This window comes from Legionella qingyii, from assembly GCF_003184185.1.
Genome location: NZ_QHJG01000001.1, coordinates 273450 through 283412, shown reverse-complemented (window position 1 = coordinate 283412; position 9963 = coordinate 273450). Strand labels below are relative to the sequence as shown.

The following is a 9963-nucleotide window of genomic DNA, read 5'->3' as shown; positions in this document are numbered from 1 at the left end:
CAAATCAATGGGTTAGTCTAGACTAACTTGATTAAAATGCCCCCTTTTTTGGGGTAGAGCCAGTAATTGCTTCAGTGCATAAGCAGAACATGAATTTTTGTTATTCCCCCCCTCCTCAAATTTACCGCGATAACAGTAATTTTTAGGAATTTATAATAAATAAATATGGGAAAATCAGGAAATCAATTAAATTTACCGCCATAACAGTAATTTATGGTGAATTAATGCAAAGAAATGCAATAATAAATTTATTTTTATCATTTTTACTGCTATAACAGTAATATATAATTAATTTTTGGTGTTCCATGCCCACACACGAAATTGCCAATTTAGTCCATTACTACCGCAAACACAGCGGCTTATCGCAACAGGAATTAGCTCGGTTAGCTGGGGTCGGTAAGACGGTTATCTATGATATTGAAAAAGGGAAAGAATCGGTGCGGCTAAATACATTGCTAAAAGTATTAGATGTGTTAAATATTCAAATGAAATTTGAAACGCCTTTTCCTCAAACAAGGGATAATAATTAATGAGAAAAGCATACATATCAGTGAATGGCATTAGAGCTGGAATATTAGAGGAGTTAGAAGGTAAAAAATATCAATTTACTTACCTTAATGATTATCAGGGAGCACCTGTTTCTCTCACCATGCCGTTAACCAATAAGATCTATGATTTTGACGTATTTCCCCCTTTTTTTGAAGGATTGCTACCTGAAGGTATTATGCTTGAAGCATTATTACGCAAATATAAAATCGATAAAAATGATTATTTTGGTCAATTGATAATAGTTGGCCAAGATGTCGTAGGTGCAGTGACGATTGAGGAACTAAGATGAAACGCTGCCCTATTACTTATGACTTAATTAGTGACCAAGAAAACTATTCTCAACGTGGATTGCATTTACTTTCCCCTCAATTAAAAAACCTTAGCCCATTAGATTTAAGTGCTGATGAGCAGCGACAGGAAGCAATTGCTCGTGTAGGAAAGATGTCTATTCAAGGCGTCCAAAAGAAACTAAGTGCCAAACTAAAGATTAAGGAGGGAGGTTTTGAAATCGTTGATCAAAGGGGTCAGTACATTTTAAAACCACAAAGTGATATTTACCCAGAATTGCCGGAAAATGAAGCCATTACTATGACCCTTGCAAAGGCCATTGGCCTCGAAGTTCCGGTTCATGGTTTGGTTTATTCTAAAGACAACAGTTTGACCTACTTCATTAAACGCTTTGATAGAATAGGCCATAATAAAAAGTTAGCTTTAGAAGATTTTGCACAGCTATCAGGTGAAGATCGACATACGAAATATAAAAGTTCTATGGAAAAGGTAATTGCAGTCATACAGCAGTTTTGTACATTCCCAAAAATTGAATTCGTGAAATTATTTAAGCTGACGTTGTTTAACTTCCTGGTCGGCAATGAAGATATGCATCTAAAAAATTTTTCCTTAATTACGAAGGATAGAAAAATTTCCATATCACCAGCCTACGATTTACTTAATCAACCATCGCTCAAAAAAATACCAAAGAAGAACTGGCTTTACCTCTAAAAGGAAAAAAAAATAATTTAACAAAGAGTGATTTTCTTAAATATTTTGCCATTGAAAAATTAGGATTAAACCAGAACGTCATCGATGGGATCGTACAAGAGTTCCATCAGGTAATACCAGAATGGCGAGAGCTGATTGGTTTGAGTTTTTTATCTCAACCGATGCAGGAAAAATATCTCGAATTGCTAGAGCAACGGTGCAAGCGATTAAATTTTTTTGATTAACTAATATCCGCAGCCTCCATCATATGCTTAAGTATAAAATTAGCTACTTGTTCCATGGGTTTTCTTAATCGCTCAACGTCTTTCATGATATACCCTGCTGTAACGTCATTGTTCATTTTATGGTTGAGTAACCGCTTCAAAGCATAAGCAGGCAAATCAAGGCTATCAGCTATGGTCGCAAAAGTTCTTCTCAAGTCGTGTAAGGTAAATGAAACACCGGATAATTCCACCACCCTATTCACCGCTTTTTTAGGTTCATAGATATAACCAGTTTTACTTTCAGCTGGGAATACAAATTCACTGGTTTTATTCCGGCTTCTGCGTTCCATTAGCTCATAGACAAAATCAGACATGGGTAGTGTATGTATCTCATGGTTTTTGGTGTCTTGAAGGGTGATAGTTTTGGATTTGAGATCTATATCCTCCCAACGCAAAGAGGCAGCTTCCATTTTTCGCATGCCGGTGAATAAGAGTAATAAAAAATAATCATGCCACAGTAAGGCATTGCGGTAGTTGTCTGTCTCCACCAAGACAATGACTGCTTTGTACCAGTCAGCTAATTGATGCGGTTTGATGACTGTTTGTTTTCGGTCTACTCGATACCATGCCCGTGTGTGTGATAGGTATTTAACTGGGTTAATAGTAATAATTGGATGACCATTGCCATCTTGATATTCATACATGGCGTAATTAAAAATGGCTCTTAATACCCTCATAGCATTATTGGCACGTGCTTTACTATTTGCCTGGCCATGCTTGGTATGTCGTTTGGCTATCATCTCTCGGGTGATATTTACCAGCGGTTTATCAAGCCAGTCAGGTACTACTTCATGCAATACACATTGATAATCGTTTAAGGTGCGTGGTTTTAAATCTTTTCTTGCTTTGAGGTAATCATTCAACACCTGCTGTAAGGTCATGGCGTGAACTCTTTTGGTTTTCTTTTCCGCTATCGGATCATCACCTCTGGCCACACTGCCCAAAAGACTTTTGGCTTGCTTTCTGGCTTCTTCAACCGTCAAGTTGCCGTATTTGCCTAAGGTCACTCTTTTAACCTTACCATTGATTCTGGTTTCAATGATGAAACTTTTGACACCACCTGAGGTAATTCTTAAAGCAAAGCCTTTTAAATCATGATCACGATAAAACCTTTGAGTTTTACCGGGGATATGTTCGAGTTTATCAACGATGGTTTTGGCTGTTAGTCAAACCGTAAACCAAGTCATTCAACATATCGCGAGGTATATACTCTGAATCAAGACGAACATATTGGCCGGTTTGGGTTGGTAAAAATATGCCATCATCATCACCAACCAAATCTCCATAACCATAATCTACAAGATACATCGGAAATTTACTGTCGGGGGAAAGTTTATCTACGAATTCAAAAAAAACAGGATTTATAGTCTTTATGATATTTCTGACGTCACTCCAAAAAATTTTTTTTATTTCTAACATCCCTAACAACAATTAAACAATTGTGCGCTTATTCTAATCAAAAAAGCAAATTTATTCTACCAATAGTAGAGATAAATTGTCAGTATAATTTCATAAAAATCAATGATTAAATCCCCCCATCAAAATTACAGTTTTTAATCTTAAACGGAATTTTGAATCATGGTCTGTTAATAAAATAACAGAGTTACTTTTAAAAAATTTAATCAAGGACGCATAAAATGCAAGATTTTGAAAGCAAAGAATAGCCTCTTAAATGAAGATAAAAACCGTTCAAATACAGAATGTGATTTAAATTTATTGGACAGTCCTCAAGGCACTATCTCAGGTTTTTGATAATGAACTTACTATACAGTTAGTTACTAAATTATCAGAACACTTCTTAATTTTAAAGTTTTGAAATAATAAGGCTAAATAATGAGATGTAAAAAGTTAGTAACATCAATCGCAATAATCACAATCGCGGGAATATCACCAACAATATACGCTAAGAAAATGTATCCCGCTGAGATTGTGGCAAGAGACTTAAACTATCCAGGTCTTGGTTGGCTAGGGCACGTTGGCATAGCAACCGCAACAATGTATGACCCAAGTGGGATGAATTCAATTGCAACCCTAGTTATAGAGATACTAAACGAACCAATTGTAGGACAAATAAATACAATTATAAATTTTAAAGCACGTTCGCCTTATTGGGGCAGTAAATACGGGGTAGCCGATAGAGGAACGAGAGGATACAATGTTCTTGTCGAAGCAAATCATCAGCGCTGGTGGTGTCCAGTTTATACTTCTGATACTGATTATCATATAGGCACAGGAAATCCTCCAACTGGCCAAGCAATTGAATGCGGAAGATGGAGATGTGACACATATGTTTGGTGGGCATTTTATAGCCAAGGTTATGATACTATGCCAGGTCGTGTTTGGTTACCAAGAAATTTATTTAATTATTTCCCTTATTTTAATGACGAAAAAATAAAGAATGAACAATTTACTCAGACAACAATCCAAAGCAACAGAACTCTTGAAAATGTATCAGCACAAGAACTTAACTCAATGCCTTATGAGGAATTTCAAATGATCATGGATGCTCCTCCAGCTCACTATGTTACTTCACCATCTGTTGTTCAAATGCAATTAGCAGCCAATAACGAATTAAATGACGTTAAACGTGGTATTATGATAGACAGATTAGTTTCAAGGTCAGAAGAGCCTGATTTAATTAAAAAGTTACTGACTATTTATAATGAAACTGATCGCGAAGAAATAAAAAGCAAAATTATAGAAAACATCATGCTTTATAACCAACAACATAGTAACGATAAAAAATATATTGCCCATGAACTGCCCATGGTTAAAGATTTCTTTGAAACACTTTTAGATAGTAATTCATTAACGCAACATATGGCTGATACAGGAGTAAGAGGGTTTATTGATACGCATACAGCAGATGAAATAAGCAATAAATCAGAAAAAATAAATGAATGGTTAAAACATGTTACACATAATTCTTCTGTTATGTTGAAATACGCATTAACTTTTAAATCAAAAGAGTTACAGAAAATTTATATGAAATCATTAATAGATGAATTAAAGCAGACAAATGATTCTGATTTAGACGGTTATTTATTTGGCCCATTGTCTATTGCATATAAAAATTCAGGCAAAAACTTACTTGAACCTGAATCAAAACAAATTGTAATGGATTATTTAAAGGAAGTTCGTTATAAATACACGCAACAAGGGATTAAATCCAATCCAAGCGATATACATCGACAAACAACATCCCCATACTATTTTGAATTAATTAAAAGTATGGAATAGTGAAAGCACCCGAGGTTTGACGTGATAGTATGACTCCCCCTGCTTGATTGAATGACTATTAACATCTTCATTCTGGCTCAAATAGAAGCCTTTCGATAGGTGGCGGGGTCCATACTATTACGTCTATTGAGCCTTGAATTTAAAAAAACTATAATTCTCAAAATTCGACGACCAAGTTAGAAATAATGAAAAAAGGTCCTGTTATTAACGAAAAAAAAATTAGTAGTATTTTTATTCGTGAAAATAATGAACCTCTAGTCGATCTAAAAGAACAGCAAGAGCTTGCTTATGGCCCTCCTCCAGATACACCTTTAACCCAAAATGATTACACTAAATTAAGAAAAACCGTCTATGAAAAACTATGTCTTGCTCAAAAGCAACTTCCTCATGGTTGGAAATTCAGAATATATGAAGGATTACGAAGCTTAGAAGTTCAAAAAATTCTATTTGATGAACACTATAACAATTTGAGATTAAAAAACCCCAATAAATCTGAGGAAGAACTTTTCAAAGAAGCCAGTTTATTAATTGCCCCTGTAAGCTTTTTTAAAGGAGCACCGAATATACCTCCTCATAGTTCTGGCGGCGCAGTAGATCTTGAAGTTATTGACCCCAATGGAAATTTAATTGATTTTGGCATGGCAATTAAAGATTGGTACAAAGTCGATCCAGATATTTGTGAAACCTATTCTCAGAATATTTCAGCTGAAGTATTCCAGAATAGAAAAATCCTTCTAGATATAATGTACAAGCATGATTTTGTTAATTATCTACATGAGTGGTGGCATTTTTCATATGGCGATCGCTTATGGGCATTTTTAAAGGATAAACAAGAAGCAATTTATGCCGGAATTACATTGGCAAATTCTGATGAGCTGGAGAGTGAACTAATATAGCTTACTCATCATGTAGTCATTACAAATAGCCATTTTCATAAAAACCGAATGTCTTTCCCAGAAAAATGCCATTAAATTAGCTAAAATATCCTTGCGTGAGATTTGCGTGTTTGAGTACGACATTGTTATACTCTGTACGACATTTGTAGTGGTGTCCCGTGACATATTATTACTTTAAAATCAACGAGTTATTTTAAAAGATCAGGGCTCATAATCCGTTGGTCCTAGGTTCAAGTCCTAGTGGGCCCACCAATTAAAGTCAGTAAAATCAATCATTAAATATCTATAAAAAATTATTCCGAAATTCAATTAACCCAATCAAACTACCCTTAAATTCTCTTTTTATTATTATAATATTCCAACATTCACATTTCTTGTTTATTATATTCCATAATTCTCATATTAATTACCTTAAATTCACTAGAGAAAACTATGATTAAGATTGCAAATACTACTGAACAAGCCAAGCAATTATCTAAAGAGTATCTAGAAGGTAAGCTACGCAGGATATATCACGGTATCTATACTGATGACTTAAAATCTGAGATTAACAAAATTGTTATTCAAAATTGGATGAAAATAATTCCTCATATCGTATCAGAAGGAATACTTGCCTTCAGTACAGCCTCAGACTTAAAGCCTAAAAGATTAGGAAACGAAGCGATTATCTTTGTGATTAGCTCTTATGTAAAAACCATTAACTTACCAGGCTTAACGATTAAAGTGTATAAGGGCAACAATCATGATTTCATTGATCAAATATTACCTAATTTATTCAAGAGCAATATGCCTCGTACCTTGCTCGAAAATCTCTCTACGGTAAGAGGATCATCTTATATAGGTATTAAAACAATTGGTGTTGAAGGTGTCGAAAAAATTCTTGCAAAAGAATTGCGCACACGAGGAGAAGAAAGTATTAATCAGATCAGAGATGAAGCCAAAGATATTGCCAAAGAATTGGGTTATCAAAAGGAGTACCAAAAACTGAATCAGATTATTAGTGCTTTACTGTCCACCCACACTCATGAAAATATATTGTTCTCAAATTATGCGAAAGCTGTAGCTCAGAAAAAACCTTATGATGAGCATAGAGTACAATTTTTTGATGAGTTGACAGTTTATCTTAACCAATGCACCCTACTTACTAGAGAATATGAATACACTGCCATTTCATTTAAAAACCTAAGTTTCTATGAATCCTATTTTTCCAACTTTATTGAAGGTACAGAATTTATTATTGATGAAGCAGAAGATATCGTATTTAAAGGGATAGAAGTAAATAACCGTCATGCGGATAGTCATGACGTACTATCTAACTTCATCATTACAAATGATTATTCTGAGATGAGTATTACCCCCGATACTCCAGATGAGTTAATTGAGATATTACAAAGAAGACATGCCATCTTAATGAAAGAACGCCCTGAAAAACGTCCTGGTGAGTTTAAGATAAAAGAAAATAAAGCGGGCAATACTTTATTTGTATCGCCAGAAGATGTACTTGGTACATTATATCAGGGATTTGAGCGCTACATATTACTTAAATCAGGCATAGAAAAAGCACTTTTTATGCAGTTTTTAATTAGCGAAGTACACCCTTTTGATGATGGGAATGGAAGACTATCAAGAATCATGATGAATGCTGAATTAGTATCTCAATCGCAATACAAAATTATTATACCTAACGTTCACCGAGATAATTATCTTAATGGTTTGAGACTGGCATCGCGAGATAAAAATTTCAGAACTTATGTGAAAGTAATGGATCAAGCTCAAGCTTATACCTCGTCAGTAAATTGGCTGGATTATGGAGAAGCCAGAGAAAAGTTAGAAAATGATGGTGCAAATCTTTCATCTGATGAAGGCATTCCAACTTTTAACCGTGCATTAAGAACATTGAAGCTTTCAAATATACCTGCTTAATTAGTAGCTTTTTTAGCTTTTAGGATTTTGTCATGAACCAGAACCCCCAGAAGGTAATTACTCAATTTTTCATAAGAATCCAAATGCATTACCTATGCTATAATTAAACAAACTCATGGACGAGTCACAAATGAATATTGCTTCAGTATATTGGGTACCAAATAAAGAAAATCCTTTGATATGATATATGTTAATTGATAAAAATTACAAAATAATTATTAATCCGATTTGTGTCGATGCGAGGGATATAAAAGAAAGTTTAAATTCTATTTTTCATGAGTTCGATACCCACTCAAGTTCTTTATGTTATATAGTTAAATTTAAATCCGTTTTCACACAATATAAAAGGCATCGTAAAGATTCCCTATATTTTCATAATGAAATCTGTTATCAAATAAAACAACGACAACTTCAGTCTGATCGTAAACAGAGTAAATTAAGCAATGATGCTCGAAAAATATTCAAAATAGCTCTAAATAGCTTTGAGTTGCAAACAACACCCTGCGAAGCCATAGACTTATGGGCTATTTCATTAAAAGTTGGACAAAAAGATAACATGTTAAAAAATGCCATAAAAAAATTATGGGAAAATCAAAAAGAAATTAAACGACTTAGTAAAGAAACAAAAAGCCAGTTTGATGAATTTTACAAACAATTGCACGAGTAATACCCATTTATAAAGTTATAATTTTTAAAAGGCTATAATTATTTGGAGAACATAGCTCTCTTTCTCTTCCAAAGGAACTTTATGATTATCACGGCTTTTTCTCGAGTAGTTCGATGCCGTACTTTTTCCCTTGCCCAATGATAAGTATCCAAAACACCTAAGCACAGCCTTTCTGGCGTAACCGCTAAAATGGGGTGAAGTAGTAAGCCTAAATGCTTTTCATGATTAATGGGGCCAATATCTTCCCGTTCTTTTTGTCCCGTGAAGTTAAGCGTTGTGGTATCTTGCAATAAAAGCACAATGGAGTGTTGTTTCATTCGAGAAAAAGTCGATTCTATATGGGGTTTTAAAATGCTTTCTGTAGTCACTTCCTCATGGTCGAAAAAACGATAGGCTGCTTTTGTTTCGTGCCAGCCTCCGCACGCTGCAGGAATACTTAAATTAGGCGAATTTCCTAATTTATCAAATAAAGAAAGTAAGCGACTATGAAGTCTTTTGTCTCCTAAATTAACCGTTTTCATCTCGTCTGCTGCCCAACTCATATTCATCATCCTGATATTTGGAGTGGGTAGTATACAAATTATTGAGCTGAATAGAAGTTATTGATACTTATGAGTAATGATGTGCTTATTTGGAGTAGAACCCACATTTGACAATTTTTTAATTTAACCGTACAATTCGAAGGCAAATTAATGGTCAAGGTGAAAAATGTCCGGTCAATCGATTCAATATTGGTGCACTGTATGGAAGAGATTAGAAAAAGAAAATGACGAGTTTGAAATAGCCAAAAAATTGCTATTTAAATACTCCGGAGCTTATTCATCAATATTTTGCCGACCCTATGTCTGGGGCGGCTCCATAGGACGTTTTTTTTCATTCAGATGGGCAACTAACCATGGCGATGAAGTGCAAAATGCGCTAGCTAGTGTGCACAACCAAAGCTTTGATAAATACTATGGATCTTATGGATCTATACTTCAAGCAGACGTTGAACCTTCACCAAAAGCAAAGGTAATGGATTTACTACAGAAACTTAAAAAAAATTTGGGTAAGAAACGTCTTGCTGAAGACGGCGATCTATATCGTATCTTGTTCGTAATCCAAGAAAAATTAGAGCTGGACTATGCTGAAATTGAAGTAAACTATGATAGTGACGAACAGCCTATTAATTATATTAAACAGGATATCCAGGTGCAAAGAGAAGCACTCGAGGCCCAAAAAGCAACTGAGGCCTCCAGAACATCGTTTAGTAAAACGCTAAGACTGCCTAAACATCTCGCGTCAATGGAGTTTTAACCGAGGACACCAAGCGTATATGGCTCAACATTGGATTAGAACAATACGTTGGTTGCGCAGAGTGGGCATTACTGAATCTGTCTCGACTTCGGAAAGAAATTCAAAAATATTTATATAAAACAACAAATTG

At 34.7% G+C, this 9963-nt stretch carries 10 protein-coding genes and 1 pseudogene; 8 read left to right on the top strand and 3 right to left on the bottom strand.

The window, feature by feature from the left end; translation table 11 throughout:
* Positions 1 to 305 precede the first annotated feature (305 nt).
* The 3 genes and pseudogenes from DGG96_RS01020 (at position 306) to DGG96_RS01010 (ending at position 1772) form a co-directional block, all read left to right on the top strand.
* Positions 306 to 530 (top strand): helix-turn-helix transcriptional regulator, encoded by a 225-nt coding sequence (locus DGG96_RS01020; RefSeq protein WP_110141153.1) that lies wholly within the window; start codon positions 306 to 308, stop codon positions 528 to 530.
* Positions 530 to 838 carry a HipA N-terminal domain-containing protein gene (locus DGG96_RS01015; protein WP_011216258.1) on the top strand — a complete coding sequence of 103 codons (309 nt, stop codon included), beginning with the start codon at positions 530 to 532 and terminating at the stop codon, positions 836 to 838. Before DGG96_RS01020 ends, DGG96_RS01015 begins: the two co-directional genes overlap by 1 nt.
* A pseudogene (locus DGG96_RS01010) lies at positions 835 to 1772 on the top strand (lpg2370 family Dot/Icm T4SS effector). The gene DGG96_RS01015 and the pseudogene DGG96_RS01010 overlap by 4 nt, the downstream one beginning before the upstream one ends.
* On the opposite strand, the gene DGG96_RS01005 reads toward DGG96_RS01010, so the two are convergent.
* Together DGG96_RS01005 and DGG96_RS01000 are read right to left on the bottom strand one after the other, a co-directional pair.
* Positions 1769 to 2962, bottom strand: a complete 1194-nt coding sequence (locus tag DGG96_RS01005; RefSeq protein ID WP_110141152.1) for a tyrosine-type recombinase/integrase — start codon at positions 2960 to 2962, stop codon at positions 1769 to 1771. The pseudogene DGG96_RS01010 and the gene DGG96_RS01005 sit on opposite strands and share 4 nt — an antisense overlap.
* On the bottom strand, positions 2955 to 3119 hold the full coding sequence (locus DGG96_RS01000) for a hypothetical protein (RefSeq protein WP_233590466.1): 165 nt from the start codon (positions 3117 to 3119) through the stop codon (positions 2955 to 2957). Before DGG96_RS01000 ends, DGG96_RS01005 begins: the two co-directional genes overlap by 8 nt.
* Positions 3120 to 3644: 525 nt before the next feature.
* On the opposite strand from DGG96_RS01000, the gene DGG96_RS00995 reads away from it, so the two are divergent.
* The 4 genes from DGG96_RS00995 (at position 3645) to DGG96_RS00980 (ending at position 8537) form a co-directional block, all read left to right on the top strand.
* Entirely contained in the window at positions 3645 to 5051 is a 1407-nt protein-coding gene (locus DGG96_RS00995; protein ID WP_165831557.1) for a hypothetical protein, read from the top strand.
* A gap of 185 nt (positions 5052 to 5236) precedes the next feature.
* A complete protein-coding gene (locus DGG96_RS00990; RefSeq protein ID WP_110141151.1) occupies positions 5237 to 5947 on the top strand; it encodes a M15 family metallopeptidase in 711 nt (236 codons plus the stop codon).
* 432 nt (positions 5948 to 6379) lie between these two features.
* Complete coding sequence (locus DGG96_RS00985) at positions 6380 to 7870, top strand: Fic family protein (RefSeq protein WP_110141150.1); 1491 nt, start codon at positions 6380 to 6382, stop codon at positions 7868 to 7870.
* Positions 7871 to 8057: 187 nt separating this feature from the next.
* The gene (locus DGG96_RS00980; RefSeq protein ID WP_110141149.1) at positions 8058 to 8537 is read left to right on the top strand and encodes a hypothetical protein; all 480 of its coding nucleotides are present in this window, start codon (positions 8058 to 8060) and stop codon (positions 8535 to 8537) included.
* Positions 8538 to 8575: 38 nt separating this feature from the next.
* Here DGG96_RS00980 and DGG96_RS00975 read toward each other — a convergent pair whose 3' ends face one another.
* Positions 8576 to 9079 carry an IS4/Tn5 family transposase DNA-binding protein gene (locus tag DGG96_RS00975; RefSeq protein WP_158618852.1) on the bottom strand — a complete coding sequence of 168 codons (504 nt, stop codon included), beginning with the start codon at positions 9077 to 9079 and terminating at the stop codon, positions 8576 to 8578.
* A gap of 166 nt (positions 9080 to 9245) precedes the next feature.
* Here DGG96_RS00975 and DGG96_RS00970 point away from each other — a divergent pair, with 166 nt between their 5' ends.
* Entirely contained in the window at positions 9246 to 9833 is a 588-nt protein-coding gene (locus DGG96_RS00970; RefSeq protein ID WP_110141147.1) for a hypothetical protein, read from the top strand.
* The last annotated feature ends 130 nt before the right edge of the window (positions 9834 to 9963 follow it).